This window comes from Priestia sp. HNGD-A6, from assembly GCF_045784335.1.
Lineage (GTDB): Bacteria > Bacillota > Bacilli > Bacillales > Bacillaceae_H > Priestia > Priestia zanthoxyli.
Window position 1 is genome coordinate 4,613,609 of sequence record NZ_CP138621.1, and the last position, 15,134, is coordinate 4,628,742.

12 protein-coding genes and 1 pseudogene are annotated in these 15,134 nt (G+C 41.6%); 8 read left to right on the top strand and 5 right to left on the bottom strand.

The genetic code is table 11. The features are described from left to right. Positions 1-5: 5 nt before the first annotated feature. Positions 6-1,226, bottom strand: a pseudogene (locus SCI76_RS23820) (acyl-CoA dehydrogenase family protein). Positions 1,227-1,268: 42 nt separating this feature from the next. Further along, positions 1,269-2,342, bottom strand: a complete 1,074-nt coding sequence (gene sfnG / locus SCI76_RS23825) for a dimethylsulfone monooxygenase SfnG (protein WP_338704796.1) — start codon at positions 2,340-2,342, stop codon at positions 1,269-1,271. Between the two features lie 445 nt (positions 2,343-2,787). Here sfnG and SCI76_RS23830 point away from each other — a divergent pair, with 445 nt between their 5' ends. Both SCI76_RS23830 and SCI76_RS23835 read left to right on the top strand, forming a co-directional pair. Beyond that, positions 2,788-4,116 carry an LLM class flavin-dependent oxidoreductase gene (locus tag SCI76_RS23830; RefSeq protein ID WP_407544549.1) on the top strand — a complete coding sequence of 443 codons (1,329 nt, stop codon included), beginning with the start codon at positions 2,788-2,790 and terminating at the stop codon, positions 4,114-4,116. After that, the gene (locus SCI76_RS23835; protein ID WP_407544551.1) at positions 4,106-5,290 is read left to right on the top strand and encodes a M20 family metallopeptidase; all 1,185 of its coding nucleotides are present in this window, start codon (positions 4,106-4,108) and stop codon (positions 5,288-5,290) included. The genes SCI76_RS23830 and SCI76_RS23835 overlap by 11 nt, the downstream gene beginning before the upstream one ends. A gap of 181 nt (positions 5,291-5,471) precedes the next feature. Here SCI76_RS23835 and SCI76_RS23840 read toward each other — a convergent pair whose 3' ends face one another. Further along, positions 5,472-5,936 (bottom strand): hypothetical protein, encoded by a 465-nt coding sequence (locus SCI76_RS23840; RefSeq protein ID WP_028414549.1) that lies wholly within the window; start codon positions 5,934-5,936, stop codon positions 5,472-5,474. A 102-nt stretch (positions 5,937-6,038) separates the two neighbouring features. Here SCI76_RS23840 and SCI76_RS23845 point away from each other — a divergent pair, with 102 nt between their 5' ends. Further along, entirely contained in the window at positions 6,039-6,581 is a 543-nt protein-coding gene (locus SCI76_RS23845) for a GNAT family N-acetyltransferase (RefSeq protein WP_407544553.1), read from the top strand. Positions 6,582-6,684: 103 nt separating this feature from the next. On the opposite strand, the gene SCI76_RS23850 is transcribed toward SCI76_RS23845, so the two are convergent. Beyond that, positions 6,685-8,115: an MFS transporter gene (locus SCI76_RS23850; protein WP_407544555.1), complete on the bottom strand. Its 1,431-nt coding sequence runs from the start codon at positions 8,113-8,115 to the stop codon at positions 6,685-6,687. Positions 8,116-8,607: 492 nt separating this feature from the next. Here SCI76_RS23850 and SCI76_RS23855 point away from each other — a divergent pair, with 492 nt between their 5' ends. Both SCI76_RS23855 and SCI76_RS23860 read left to right on the top strand, forming a co-directional pair. Continuing rightward, complete coding sequence (locus SCI76_RS23855) at positions 8,608-10,206, top strand: FAD-dependent oxidoreductase (protein ID WP_048019573.1); 1,599 nt, start codon at positions 8,608-8,610, stop codon at positions 10,204-10,206. Then, on the top strand, positions 10,206-10,535 hold the full coding sequence (locus SCI76_RS23860; protein WP_048019574.1) for a ferredoxin family protein: 330 nt from the start codon (positions 10,206-10,208) through the stop codon (positions 10,533-10,535). The genes SCI76_RS23855 and SCI76_RS23860 overlap by 1 nt, the downstream gene beginning before the upstream one ends. A 34-nt stretch (positions 10,536-10,569) precedes the next feature. Here SCI76_RS23860 and SCI76_RS23865 read toward each other — a convergent pair whose 3' ends face one another. Beyond that, positions 10,570-11,958 (bottom strand): alpha/beta fold hydrolase, encoded by a 1,389-nt coding sequence (locus SCI76_RS23865; protein ID WP_407544558.1) that lies wholly within the window; start codon positions 11,956-11,958, stop codon positions 10,570-10,572. 176 nt (positions 11,959-12,134) lie between these two features. On the opposite strand from SCI76_RS23865, the gene ggt reads away from it, so the two are divergent. From ggt to SCI76_RS23880, 3 genes are all read left to right on the top strand, one after another. After that, the gene (gene ggt / locus SCI76_RS23870; RefSeq protein ID WP_407544560.1) at positions 12,135-13,745 is read left to right on the top strand and encodes a gamma-glutamyltransferase; all 1,611 of its coding nucleotides are present in this window, start codon (positions 12,135-12,137) and stop codon (positions 13,743-13,745) included. A gap of 206 nt (positions 13,746-13,951) precedes the next feature. Then, positions 13,952-14,452 (top strand): CBO0543 family protein, encoded by a 501-nt coding sequence (locus SCI76_RS23875; RefSeq protein ID WP_034263928.1) that lies wholly within the window; start codon positions 13,952-13,954, stop codon positions 14,450-14,452. Between the two features lie 43 nt (positions 14,453-14,495). Continuing rightward, a complete protein-coding gene (locus SCI76_RS23880; protein WP_034263929.1) occupies positions 14,496-15,107 on the top strand; it encodes a CBO0543 family protein in 612 nt (203 codons plus the stop codon). Positions 15,108-15,134 lie beyond the last annotated feature (27 nt).

Genomic DNA, 15,134 nt, shown 5'->3' on the forward strand with positions numbered 1-15,134 from the left:
AAACGTTACTCTCCGCCTTTAATCCAAAGTTCAAGCGGAAGTCCTACAAGATTCTTTCCGATCCATTCTCTGGCAATATTATTAGAAGGGCCCATAGCAATGCCCGCTCTGGCATCGCGGAACAAACGTTCAATAGGGCCTTTTTTATAGCCGTATCCGCCGCTTACATCCAAGGCAATTCGCGTCGCTTTGTTAGCTACTTCTGAAGCATGAACTTTAAATTCAGTCAGCGGAAGGGTAAGAACACCCTGTGCTTTTTGTTCCGCTTGTAAAATATCAAGTTGTTCTGCCAAGTCAATTTGCCATGGTTTTGTGCTTTCAATGAGCACTTTTGCTTCGGCAATCTGCTGGCGAATGACTTGATAGTCGCTAAGCTGGTTATTAAAATCGCGATGAATCGTTCGCGTTGCGTGGTTAACCGCAAGCTCTAGCGCATGTTCCGCTACGCCAAGCCAAGCAGAACCAAGGCCAATTAAATAAATAGGGGAAACGCCGTTTAAGACGATTTCTTTACCTGTTTCTTCACTGCCTAGAAGATCTTCTTTTGGCACGTGTACATTTTTATAAGAAATCGGACCGCTGTGATTACCGCGAACGCCCAGAGCTTCCCATGGACTTGCAGTAATGCCGTCTGATTTCCCGTCTACAATAAAAAAGCTAATATCCGTTGCTTCTTGTGCTTCAGGACTGCGTGTTTGGACGATATAAAAATCAGCTTGCCCGGCGCTCGTAGTAAACGATTTGTCAGCATTAACTACATAATCTTCACCATTTCACTGCGCTTGACTGAAGTTGTACCACCAGTGTCCTCCTGAGGCTTTTTCACTTGTAGAGTACGTACCAATCAGCCCTTGGTCAATGGGTTTTAACCAGCGTTTCTTTTGATCGTCGTTTCCGTACAGCGTAATAGTTTGAATCGCTCCGACATGCATCACGTAAACTAAAGCAGTAGAAGCACAAGCTTTTGCAATTTCCTCAGCTACAATCGCAAAAGCCACGTGATCAAGTTCTAAGCCGCTGTATGCTTTTGGTACAAGAATATTTCCCCAGCCTGCTTTAATAAGCGCTTCTAAATTTTCTCGTGGAAAAACGCCTTCTTCATCTGTACGGGCTGCATTAGGCCGGATCACTTCATCTACAAGAGAAGCAATTTTCTTTCGGATAGATGCGTAATAAGCGCGCGTTGATTGATTGTATACAGGACCTTCAGAAACTTCGATTGACATAACATACCTCCAAAAATTTTAATGTTCGTTACGATAAACTATTTATAATGCACCCGCTTTTTCTTTTAGTTCCTGTTCTTTTTGTCTTACGAGCGGAATAATGGTTTCGCCAAACGTTTTGATTTCTTCTTCATAATGTAAAAAGCCTGTCAAAATAATATCCACACCGATTTTTTTCAGTTCGATAATTTGATTGGCGACTTGTTCGGCTGTTCCGATAAGGCCAGTTCGGAAACCATCATTATACTGAACTAAGTTTTCAAACGAAGAGTTTGCCCACATGCCTTCACCTTGAGGAGAAGCTTTGCCCGCAAATTTCACTTGACTTTCAAACCCTTCAACGGCTTCTTTATCTGCTTGTAGAACAATTTCTTTTAGCACTTGTTTTGCTTCTTCTTCTGTTTCACGGACAATGACAAACCCGTTTACGCCAAATTGAACATCACGGCCGTTTGCGTTTGCTTTTACGTCTTCAATTTGATTTTTTAAGTTTTCGATCGAGTTGCCGTTCATGAAATAGACGTCTGACACCCGGCCTGCCATTTCACGCGCAGCTTTAGAGTTTCCTCCTTGAAATATTTTCGGCGGCTGAAGAGGCTTTGGTTTTAAAGGTGCGTCATTTAATCGGTAAAAGTCTCCTTTGAACGTAGTCGTTTCGTTTTTCCATAGTTCTCGAAGCACGTTAATAAACTCTTCAGAACGGCGGTAGCGCTCATCATGATCTAGCCACGGTTCGCCGTAGCCGTTAAATTCGCCTTTAAACCAGCCGCTTACCACGTTCACAGAGACGCGCCCGCTGCTGATATGATCAATAGTCGAAATGATTTTAGCAAATACGCCGGGATGCCATAACCCCGGAAGAACCGCTGTAATAATGTTGATTTTTTTAGTAGTGGCGGCCAGTGCAGAAGCGAGAGTCGCAGCTTCTAGTTGATTTTCAGCGCCGTAGCTTGCAAAAAATCTAGTTTGCAAGAGAACGTAATCAAAGCCTACCTGCTCGGCAATTTGTGCGTACCGGCTGTTTGCTTCAAATGACCACTCTGTTTTTTGAGGAATGTTGGAAATGACAAGGCCTCCGCTTACATTCGGGGCCCAATAAGCAAATTGTAAACTCATATGTAACGCCTCCTTAGTTAAGTAGTGAAAATAAATGAGCTGGGGAAAACATTCATCTCCTTAAATGCCAAAGGCTCTTATCCCTCTTCAAGTTGAAGAGAAAATAAGAGCCTTCAGTAGCCTGACAGGCGGTATGGATGCTGAATGTACATATAGTTATATCACCGGTTATTCCGATAGTCAAAGTGAGTTTTAAGGAATTTAAAAGAAATGAAATCGTAATTAAGTTTAACTAAAGAAGGAAGAAATCATCTATTTCAATCAAAAACAAACTTGACTTATAGGAATAGTGAGTATACTATTCAAATATGCTAAATAAATGAGAGGTCAGCAGCTATTTTCTCTAAATAAATAGCCGTTTAAAAATAATCGACCAGACGACTGGAGATGCTTTGAACAATCAAAGCATCTCTTTTTATTTGTCGTGAAAAGGAGGAAGTATACGTTGAGTAAAAAAAGAAAGCTAAAGCTAGGAGCAAATATTAAAGGACTTGGAAATACGACGGATGGATGGAGACATCCGGACGTAGAGCCTGATGCGAGCATTAATATTGAGTTTTATAAGAAACAAGCGCGTATATTAGAAAAAGGACTTTTCAGCTTTGTCTTTATTGCGGATGGATTAGCCATATCTGAAAAGTCTATTCCTCACTTTTTAAATCGTTTTGAGCCAATTACGCTGCTGTCAGCTCTTGCTGCTTCTACGAGTCACATCGGACTAGTTGGAACGGTTTCAACAAGTTTCAGTGAGCCTTTTACAATCGCTCGTCAGCTGATGTCTCTTGATCATATCAGCGGTGGCCGAGCAGGATGGAACTTAGTTACTTCTCCGCAAGAAGGGGCAGCGCGTAATCACAGCAGAGGATATCTTCCTGTTCACAGCGAACGATACGAAATGGCAAAAGAGCATCTCGACGTAGTAAAAGGGCTGTGGGATTCGTGGGAAGACGATGCTTTTATCTATCAAAAAGAAACCGGTCAGTTTTTTGATCCGAAAAAAATGCATACGCTTGGGTTTAAAGGCAAGCATTTTCAAGTTGAAGGGCCTTTAAATATTGCTCGTTCAAAGCAAGGACATCCGGTTGTGTTTCAAGCTGGCTCATCAGAAAGGGGAAGAGGTTTCGGAGCGGAAAATGCGGATGCGATTTACACAAATGCACATACACTAGAAGAGGCGCAGGCATTCTATCAAGATATGAAAAATAGAGCAAAAAATCCCGAAGAGCTTCTCATTTTTCCAAGTATTGATTTAATTATAGGAGATAGCGAGGAAGATGTAGAAAGAAGATATGGAGAGCTTGCTGCTTTAATTCCAATTGATCATGCCATTACATATTTAGCTCGTTTTTTTGATGATTATGACTTTCATCAATTTGACGTAGACGCACCGTTTCCAGAGTTAGGGGATATCGGAGCAAATGCCTTTCAAAGCACGACAAATAAAATTAAACAAGCGGCGGCTGCTCGAAAGTTAACGTTAAGACAAGTGGCGCTTGAAACAATATTGCCGCGTTCGCCGTTTTCAGGAACGCCAGAGCACGTAGCGGATGAAATGCAAAAATGGCATGAGCAAGAAGCAGCGGATGGATTTGTGCTTCGTCCTTTTATGAGCGAGACGTTTAATCAATTTGTGGAAAAAGTAGTGCCTATTTTACAAGAGCGTGGTCTTTACGACACTTCATACGAAAGCAGTACGCTGCGCGGGAATTTGAACCTTTCCGTTCCAGCCAATCGATATAGTCAAACAAAGGGGGAGTTTGTATATGACAGTTAAATCAATCGGTGAATACAGCGTCACAGAAAGCTTAAAGAAGCAGGTAATTGAGTGGAGAAGACATTTTCATCGCTATCCTGAATTATCGTTTCAAGAGCACCGAACGGCTCAGTTTGTTGAAGATACGCTTCGTTCGTTTGAAAGCTTTATCATTACGCGTCCTACACCAACAAGCGTGGTAGCTAGATTAATAGGGAAAGAAGAGGGAAAAGTAGTTGCGATTCGAGCGGATATGGACGCGCTGCCGATTGAAGAAGAAAATACGTTTTCATTTGCTTCGGTTCATAAAGGCGTGATGCATGCATGCGGACATGACGGTCACACGGCTATTTTGCTAGGAGTAGCTTCTGTGCTTTCTCAGTTAGGAAATGAATTTAAAGGAGAAATTCGCTTAATTTTTCAACACGCAGAAGAGCTGCTGCCTGGGGGAGCGCAGGAGCTTGTGAAAGAAGGCGTGATGGAAGGTGTGGATTATGTAATTGGTACGCACTTGAATTCTGGTCTTCCGGTCGGAGAAATCGGCGTGCTTGCAGGTCCTATGATGGCTTCGCCTGACACGTTTAATATATCGATTAAAGGAAAAGGAGGGCACGCCGCAGCGCCTCATGAAGCAGTTGACGCCATCGTTGTAGGAGCGCAAATTGTGACAAACCTTCAAACGATTGTTTCAAGAACGACGAATCCAATCGATAAATTAGTCGTATCGGTTACACAATTCCACGGAGGAACTACGTACAACGTACTTCCTGATAAAGTGCAGCTGAACGGTACCGTTCGAAGCTTTGACGCGGCTCTGCGAGAAAAAGTTCCGGCACAAATCGACCGGATTGTAAAAGGACTAACAGAAGCCTACGGTGCAGAGTACACGTTTACGTATGAAAAAGGCTATCACCCTGTCATTAACTCTGAAGAAATTACAAGGTTAATTGAAGAAACAGCCATTGAAGAATACGGAAAAGACCGTGTAAAGACACTGTCTCCTAAAATGGGAGGAGAAGATTTTTCAGCTTACCTGCAGGAAACGGAAGGAGCTTTTTTTAACATCGGAGCCCGAAATGAAGAACATGACATCGTATACCCTCATCATCATCCGAAGTTTACAATAGATGAAGCCTCGCTTGAAGTCGGAGTAAAGATGTTTTTGTGCGTTACTGAAAAGCTGTTGGCTCGTTAAAAAAAGAACAAGAACCTATTTGGTTCTTGTTCTTTTTTATGTATCCTTACTTCGTATCTTTATAATTCGTCGCAAATCCTGCTGCAATTAAACCAATTAAACCCAGCACTCCTACAATAATCGTTATGACCACTATGCTCACCTCAATCGCTCTTAATAATACGCTTTCATTTGTTTAATTTTACCATGAGTCTTCGTATGAAAGAAGCTTTTCTTTTAAAGGCTCGAGCTTCTTAAATTTTTGATCATAGCTTTGCCGTTTTAACATGTCATTGGTTATTATCAGCGCATCTTCTTTACGCCCCGCATACAAGTAGGCTTCAATAACTTCGTCGAATCCCTCTGAGTAAGGAAATTTTTCGTATTTTGCGAGTTTAAATGATGCATCGTAGTGTTTCGTTGATTCTTCATATTGCTTTAGTTTTAAAAGCATACGCCCGTTCGCTAAATGTAAATCAGCTCGTTCTAAATCGGTAAGGGTATGGAGTTCAATTCCTTGGTTACGTATATCAAGCGCATCTCCATAGCGCTTTTTCTCTTCCAGCTCAAACGCTCTCTCGTAAAAATGATCAAACTTCGTTAGCGGTCTCCTTGATTTATACAACTTGTAAATGCCGTATAGAATCAAAAGCAATAACCAAAGCAATTCCTTCAACTCTCTTTCATTTCTTTATGTATAATATTTATAATAAAGGAAATTAAAACTAATTGATAGATTGAATGAAAGAAATACGTGTGGAGGTATAAGATGGTCATCAACCAGCAGATTTACCATGTAAAAGGACTTCGGTACATCATCCGTTCAGCTCACATTAACGATGCAAACGAACTGTCTCACCTAAGAGTTCAGCTAGATGGAGAAACGGAAAACTTAGATCGTGAATCAGGAGAAGGGTATATGGACGAATCCGACTTTGGAAAACTTATTCGACGTGACACAGAAAGTAAACGAAACTTATTTTTAGTAGCGGTTGTACATAATGAAATTGTCGGATTTTCAAGATGTGAAGGTAATGAGTTGAAGCGATTGGCTCATAAAGTAGAGTTTGGTGTATGTGTCGCAAAAGAATATTGGGGATACGGAATTGGCAAAGGTTTTTTGCAGCAATCCATACTGTGGGCAGAGAGCGCGAGCATGAAGAAAATGACGCTGAATGTGTTAGAAACGAATAAAAAAGCCATTGATTTATATGAAAAGTTCGGATTCGAAGTAGAAGGAGTATTAAAAAATGACAAGGTGCTGTCAGACGAGAAGTACTATAATACAGTAGTGATGGGGCGCTTTGCATAGCTTTTTACGAGGATTTTTTTATCGATCTTTAAAGAAAAAAACACCTTCAAGTACACTATACTTGAAGGTGTTTTGCGTTTCGCCTGTTTTACTAGAATGATAGTTAGTGATAGACCTCACTTTTTTCACTAAAGCTTTTATTGATTTCAAATCCTTGTTCTTCTTCTTTTTCGACATCTGTGCCAATAGGCTCCCACTTAATAAGAAACGTCGCGATCAGACCAATAACGGGAACGATTGTAAGGACGAGAAATGTTGTATAAATTCCGCCAATCGAAAGGACAACCGGGAATAAGTAAAAACCTAAAATGCTGCCGATACGCGTTGTTCCTTGCCCCCATCCAGAGCCTAGCCCTCGCAGTTCAGTAGGGTAAGAAAGAGTGGCCATTGTCATCCCTTGCGCTCCCGGGCCAAAAGATTGACCAAAAATAAATAAAGCAATAAATAAAATGGGCAGCGCAATAAAATGAGTATCACCTGTTAGTCCCATCAGGACCAAGCTTAAAGAACAAATGATATAGCCTGTAATCGCAAGTTTTCTTATGCCAACTTGTTCAGTTAGCCGTGATTGTGTAAAGCCGCCAATAATCCCAAATAAATTAAAGAAAAGAGTACCGATAATTGCATAAATCATTCCTTTGCCCAAAATAAGCGTGGAGATGGTTGGAATATAGAAGCCAACTGCAAAATACTGCATACTTTGAGTAGCCGTAATGATGGAAGCTAGAAATGTCCGAGCCCGATACTTTCCTTGGAAAATAGCTTTGTAAGACAGTTTTTTTGAACGAGATACTGGTTCTTCTTTTGCGTTTTTAGCCACCGTGACTTGTATGTCATAGGTTTTTTCTAACACCTTGACAGCTTCTTTAAGCGGAAGATGATGAGCCGCCCACATTGGACTTTCATCCATGTAGCGGTAGCGCAAAATTAACACGATTAGTGCAGCAACAGCTCCAAATCCTACCGACCAACGCCAAATGTCTTCGTGCTGCCCGAGCAGGTAAAAAGGAAGAACAACAAGTCCAGTAACAGTTGCGGCCACGTACCACAGGGGACACCACAAGTTCACGTATTGGCCTTTTTTCTTTAAATTACTAAACTCAGCAATAAAGCTGAGCGCTACCGGAACATCTAGTCCTACCCCTACGCCCATTAAAAACCGAAAGATAAATAACCAAACTAAATCAGTCGCTAAAGCAGCGCCAAGAGCAGAGAATACCATGAAAAATAAATCGATTAAAAACATTTTGTTGCGGCCGAATTTGTCCGTGTAATATCCTCCTACAGTAGCTCCTAGCAAAGCGCCAAAGGCCATAATAGCTGTAAGGCTTCCAAGGCCGGCAGGAGAAAGGTTAAATTGTTCCTTTAATTGATCAGCTCCAATTCCGAGACTGGTAAAGTCGTAGGCATCGACAAAAATGCCCCCTAAAGCTACTAAAATGATTTTCCAGCTTTTAGAGGTAACTGGATTTGAATTAACAAAGTTGATAATGTCTTGACGGGATTGAATTACGTGTGGTTGAGCACTTGCCATACTTGACCTCCTTATCGTATTAAAACCCTTAACCAAAGAAACAAAAAAGACTCTCATCTATTAAAAAGAATGAGAGCCTCCAGTTGTCTGGTCGGTTTTTAAATCCTATATGTTTAGTGAGATTAATTTACCAAAAAATTCATAGAGTTGTCAATACGAGATACAAACGATTCAAATAAATTCTAAGAATAACATAATCATTGACAATCGTAGCATAAACTTTTAATATATAATTAAACAAAGTGAATTACTTGGTATTGATGATACTGTACGAAAAAGCGCCTACTAGGCAACTGGAGGCCAGACCATTGTGGTGAAACAAATGGACTGGTCTCCTTTTTATATTGAATGGGTGTTATGGAAGAGTTGGATTCTGGAACGGAATAGTTGGTATAGATTTAGCGATGAGCAAAATAGTCGAGTGGATAATAAGCAAGGTTTTTCTTAATAAGGTTTTTGAGAGCGCAAACATTTTAAGAGGGGGATCCGTATATGACTGCCGACTTTCATTTTCATACAGATGTATTAATTATTGGAGGAGGCCCTGCCGGTGCATGGGCAGCTCTGCAAGCAGTTAAAGAAGGTGCAAAAGCTGTACTTGTTGATAAAGGATATTGCGGAACGAGCGGAGCAACTGCGCCTTCGGGTACAGGAGTTTGGTATGTGAAACCTACTTCTGATGAACAGCTGGAAGCAATGAAAAGCAGAGAAGAGCTGGGGGGATATTTAGCTGAAAGAAGCTGGATGAAACGAGTGCTTGATTGTACGTTTGAACAAGTAAATGAATTAGCTCATTTTGGCTATCCGTTTCCTGTAGATGAAAAAGGAATTTCTCAGCGAACGACACTTCAAGGGCCTGAATATATGAGGCTAATGCGGCGTCAGCTTCAAAAAGCAGGCGTACAGATTTTAGATCATAGCCCGGCACTGGAGCTTCTTGCAGATGAACACGGTGTGGCAGGTGCTTGCGGAATCAATAATCAAACGAAAGAAACATGGAGAGTGGAGGCTGCTGCAGTTGTGATTGCAACTGGAGGCTGTGCATTTCTGAGCGGAGCACTCGGTACAAATGTTTTAACAGGAGACGGTTACTTATTAGCTACAGAAGCAGGTGCGTCGCTTTCCGGCATGGAGTTTTCAAATGCTTATTCAATTTCGCCAGCTTTTTCTCCAATCACAAAATCAGCATTTTATAAATGGGCTACATTTTATTATGAAGACGGTACAGTGATTGAAGGAGCCGGTTCTCATAAAGGGCGTTCCATCATAGCCAGAACGTTAATGACCCAGCCTGTTTATGCAAGGCTGGATAAAGCGGATGAACGTATTCAAAAAGCAATGCGCTTATCACAGCCAAATTTCTTTTTGTCGTTTGATCGTCTTCATATGAATCCCTTTACTCAAATGTTTCCAATCACTCTGCGTTTTGAAGGAACCGTTAGAGGAACAGGCGGTATTCACATTATAGACGAAACGTGTAGAACCGACATTCCAGGGTTATATGCAGCCGGAGATGCGGCAACACGCGAATTAATCTGCGGAGGATTTACCGGAGGAGGCAGCCATAATGCAGCATGGGCTATCTCTTCAGGCTGCTGGTCAGGAAAAGCAGCGGCAGCATTTGCTGTTAAGCAAGGGAGAAATACTGCAAGTCGACATGCCAAAGGCTTATCAGAAGCGTCAGGAATCACAAAGTCAGTAGCTTCTTCTGATTCAGCTGATACGAAAGAAATGATAGCATCGGTTCAGCGCGAAGTCTTTCCATATGATCGAAACTGGTTTCGTTCAGAAGCAAGATTGCAAGATTCTTTGACGAGGTTAAATGCGGTGTGGAATGAGTTGAAGAACGGAGTGTATGATAAAGAAAGAAACATCGTGAGAAGTCGAGAGCTTGCGTCAATGACTGCAACGGCGCGATGGATGTATACAAGTGCATTAGAAAGAAAAGAAACGAGAGGGATGCACCGGCGTGACGATTTTCCATTTATGGATTCCAAACAGCACTACCGGATTCTAAGCGGAGGCGTGCAAGAAGTCTGGGCGAGACCCTTAGGAACAAAGTCTTCTAATCACGTAAAGGGGGTTATTTAATGATTGAGCTCCTTAGTGAAGACCGGTGTATTAACTGCAATCTTTGTGTATCCGTTTGTCCAACAAATGTTTTTGATCGCTCTCGCATGGGAGGAGCTCCTTCCATAGCTCGTCAATCCGATTGTCAAACTTGCTTTATGTGTGAACTGTATTGTCCGGTAGATGCTTTGTACGTGACGCCTTTAGCTGAACAAACTGCAGAAGTAGATGAACAGCACCTAATTAATCATCACCTGCTCGGAAGTTACCGAGAAGCTGTAGGCTGGGGAAAAGGAAGAAAATCCACCGCTTCTTCTGATCAGTCGCATATCATCTTAAATAGAAAATAGACAAAAAAGAGCGGACAAAGCCGCTCTTTTTTCTTTACTTTTGCGTTTCACGAACCCATTTCACAATATCATCAATGACATAAGAAGGAATGTTGGCTGAAACAGAATATTCATCGGGCGTGCTTTTTTCACCAGTTCCTTCTGTGAAAAAGTGGTTGAGCTTTGGATAAAGCTTAAAAGAAGCGTTGGAACGCTGAGACAAGCTTTGCTTCCAGCCTTCAAAATCTTCGGTCGTTACTTGATAATCACGCGCTCCTTGTAAAAGAAGCAGCGGCGTTTTCTGAGATTTTGCAATTTCTGCGGGGTGCCAGTGAGCTAAGTCATACCAAAAATAAGGCGTGCCAAGCAAAAATTCTTTTGGCGGCTGAGCTGGCGAAAAGCTTGGGTCTTGTAAAATGGCAAACTGCTGCTGGAAAAAAGAAAGCTGCTCTTTCGGAAGCTGATTCAGCGATACAAGATAGGCAAATTGTTCAAGCATTAACTCTGGAAGTGTGCGGCTCGGTGCAGCAAGTAAAACAGAGCCCCGCACGCTTTTATCAGGCGTTTGATTTAAAATTCGAGGCATCATCATGCCGCCTTGACTGTGTCCTAGTATAAAAATGTTACGGCTGTCGATGCCTTTTTGTTTCGCCATTGCTTTGACTGCGAGTACGGCATCATCAGTTGTTTCATCGTCAACGCTTATCTTACTTTCACCGGACATTTTAGCTGTATGTTCGTATGTACGCTTGTTGTAGCGTAAAACGGTGATTCCTTGAGAAGCCAGTCCTGAAGCCAGATCTCGAAACGGCTTTAAGCTCATAAAGGTTTCATCTTGATCAGAAGGACCTGATCCGTGAACTAAAATGACAACGGGGACATTTTGATGCTTTGAACGTATTGGAAGAGTGAGCGTTGCTGGAAGTTCGTAAGGTGCTTTGCCGATTGAAAGCTGTTTTTCACTGTAGTTCTTAGAGGTGTCATAAGGCGGTGTGGAAAATGAAAACTGGCGCTCGTCCGGTACAATTCGCCAGTCATCAATTTGACGATTTTGACTAAACCGAACGGTTAAAGTAGCTGATGCGTGTTCAAATTTAATGGGAATGTCTATATTTCGATGAACGGTATTGACTTCGCCTTGTACAGCTGTACCAATCTTTTTTACAGCACCAAGCTGAGCGGTTAAAGATGACCACCACGTTTTTAGGTTATCTTCACTCATTTTTGCCTGCAGGCTGCGGGAAAAGTAGCGCGTAGCTTCTTTTATTTTTCCGTTCGATAGATTGGTTAGAAATGAATTAGCTCGTTTGACTTCAACTTTTGCTGAGTGATGAGCAGCATTCGCCGCTGCTTCAGCTTGAATGGTTGAAGTGGACATAGGAAGTACTTGAAGGCCGAGAGCTAAAGAAACAGCGAGTGGAAGGGCAGCTTTTACTTTTTTCATAGATCATCCTCCTTGACGATTCTTTTACTCTATCAGTATACCAATTTTAGGTAAATGAAGTCATGTCATTCTGAGATAAAAAGAAAGGCGCTGGGCTATAAATATGGTAAAATAAAGAAGTTAAATTATTTAGAAAATTAAAATAAATTAAGAAGTGTAAAAGAGGAGGAGCTTTTATGAACTATGATCCGCATTATCATCCATATCCATCTTACCGAGTGCCGGTTTATGCAAAGAAAGGAATGATATCCACATCTCAGCCGCTTGCAGCGCAGGCAGGTCTTGATACCTTAAAAAAAGGAGGCAATGCTATTGATGCAGCGATCGCGACAGCGGCAAGTCTTACCGTATTAGAGCCGGCTTCTAATGGGATCGGAGGAGACGCGTTTGCGCTTGTTTGGACGAATAATCAGCTGTATGGACTAAACGCGAGCGGACCTTCTCCGCAGTCTATTTCCATTGATGCGCTGAAGGAAAAAGGATACAAAGAAATTCCTAAGTACGGAATGATGCCCGTTACGGTTCCCGGTGCTCCGGCTGGTTGGGCTGCTTTATCAAAGCGATTTGGTAAACTGCCTCTTTCTCAAGTGCTGGAGCCTGCTATTCAATATGCTAAAGAAGGATTTCCGTTAGCGCCTACACTCGCTAAACAATGGAAACAAGCGTACGATACGTTTAAACGAGTACATACAAGCGAAGAATTTGAATCGTGGTTTCAAACGTTTGCGCCGAATGGACGAGCACCAAAAGCAGGAGAGATGTGGTCATCTACTGATCATGCTCATACGCTTCAGCTCATTGGTGAGACAAATGCAGAAGCCTTTTATAAAGGTGAGCTTGCAGAACGTATGGATGCATTCAGCAAAAAATATGGCGGCTTTTTATCAAAAGAAGATTTGGCAGCTTACGAACCGGAGTGGGTAAATCCTATTTCCGCTCACTACCGTGGATATGATGTTTGGGAAATCCCTCCGAACGGACAAGGGCTTATTGCGTTACTGGCATTAAATATCGTAAAAGGCTTTGAGCTTCAAGAAAAAGACGCCGTCGATACGTATCATAAACAAATCGAAGCGATAAAGCTTGCGTTTGCGGACGGAGCAAAATACATTACCGAAGAAGCGAAAATGAACGTACCTGTCAGGGAACTGCTGTCTGATACATATGCAAGCTATCGCCGCAGCCTTATAGAAGAACATGCTCTGCAGCCTGAAGCAGGAGAACCTGTCGGAAGCGGAACAGTGTATTTAGCAACGGCTGATGAAGAAGGAAATATGGTTTCATTTATTCAAAGTAATTATATGGGCTTTGGTTCTGGAATTGTTGTGCCAGAAACGGGAATTGCTCTGCAAAACCGCGGTCACAATTTTTCAATGGACCCTAATCACGATAACTGTCTTGCTCCTACTAAAAAAACGTTTCATACCATTATTCCAGGTTTTCTGACTAAAAATAATGAACCTGTAGGCCCCTTTGGCGTGATGGGAGGTTTTATGCAGCCGCAGGGACATATGCAAGTTGTCATGAATACGATTGACTTTCACCTTCATCCTCAAGCCGCTTTAGATGCGCCAAGATGGCAGTGGAAAAAAGATAAAACGGTGCTTGTTGAGCCGACTTTTCCTTCACACGTAGCACAAGCGCTTGAACGAAAAGGACATAAAATTGAAGTAGCCGTGGATTCGATGGCATTTGGGCGCGGACAGATTATTTGGAGAGACCCTGAAAGCGGCGTGCTATGCGGAGGAAGTGAATCACGAACGGATGGTTGTGTAGCTGGATGGTAAGAACAAAATAGATCAAGAAAGAAGCCCGTACTGATTAGAGTCGGGCTTTTTTCATGTCTCAACCATATGTATAAATCTCTTCAAAAAACTGAAAACTAAAACAAACATGTACGTACGTAAAGAGAACGGGATTAGAACAACCGTCTTAAGCTGCCAATCGACACGAAGGTATACTAACAACACTTGGTGAAAGGAGCGAAAAGGTTATGAGAAATAAAAAATTTGAAGTGAATTTTTTACGTACAATGCTGATTATAGGGCTGGGAATGCTCCCTTTTCTATTTAGAAAACCACCGATCAAAGACTGGCTGCTGGCTTATGCATTTAATGCCTTAACAAATGGTATTATTGATAAATTTATTGTCTCTCACGGCCTTCTTCGATATCCAACTCGCTTACTGAAAAAACAGTTTAGAATTAATGTGTTGTTCGACTTTTTACTGTATCCTAGCATATCCGTTATGATTAATCAGGCTACGTATCACGATAAAGGGTTAAAGATTTTATATAAAATTGTACTTTTTACGATTCCCATGTTTTTTATTGAATTATGGGCTGAAAAACGAACGAAGCTCATCGAATGGAAAACAGGCTGGATGTGGTACCACACCTTTATTAGCGTAACGTTAAAATCCTACCTTAACCGGCTGCTGATTGGATGGATTCGGAAAATTGAAAAGAAGCAGGACGAAATGAAAATAAAATAAAATAACATTGGTTCTAAAAACGACGTTAGAGAGGTGAACAAAGGTGCATATTTCTGTCCTTCTATGGCTGATTTTTCAAAATATCCAGAAGAAAACGTGGAAAAAAATTCACGAGCTATATGCTGGGGTTTTATACGTGAGCTTTTTTAATATTCTTTATTACTTTTTATGTAACGATAAGTTGCTTTGGGATTTTAAATCTTCTCATCTTTCATTAAAAGTACTGCGTATTTTACACCTTATGTTTATTACACCTCTCATGATTTTGTCGTTCTTAGCTACTTATCCGTCTACACTTCTTAAACAGGTAAAATATATCGTAAAATGGGTATGTACAGCTTCATTTGTAGAATGGCTTGGTCTGAGGTGTAAGGGGATTACATTTAGACACGGCTGGCATTTGGGGTGGTCAGCACTTATTTATGTAATGATGCTTATCTTTTCGAGATGGTTTCAAAAAAAGCCTTTTGCGGTCTTGCTGCTATCGGTTTTTGCAACAGTCGTTCTCAGCATCATTTTTAAAGTTCCCATTAGCAAACGAATGCTAAAACATCCGCTGAAACGAATATTGACTCGGCCTTTAAAAGATCATGTGACTCAAGCTGTTGCGAATAAAGTAAGGCGAAAATGCCTGCTTCTCAAGCTGTTCTCGTAAGTGCCTGCTCTCTGTGAAGAGCAGGTT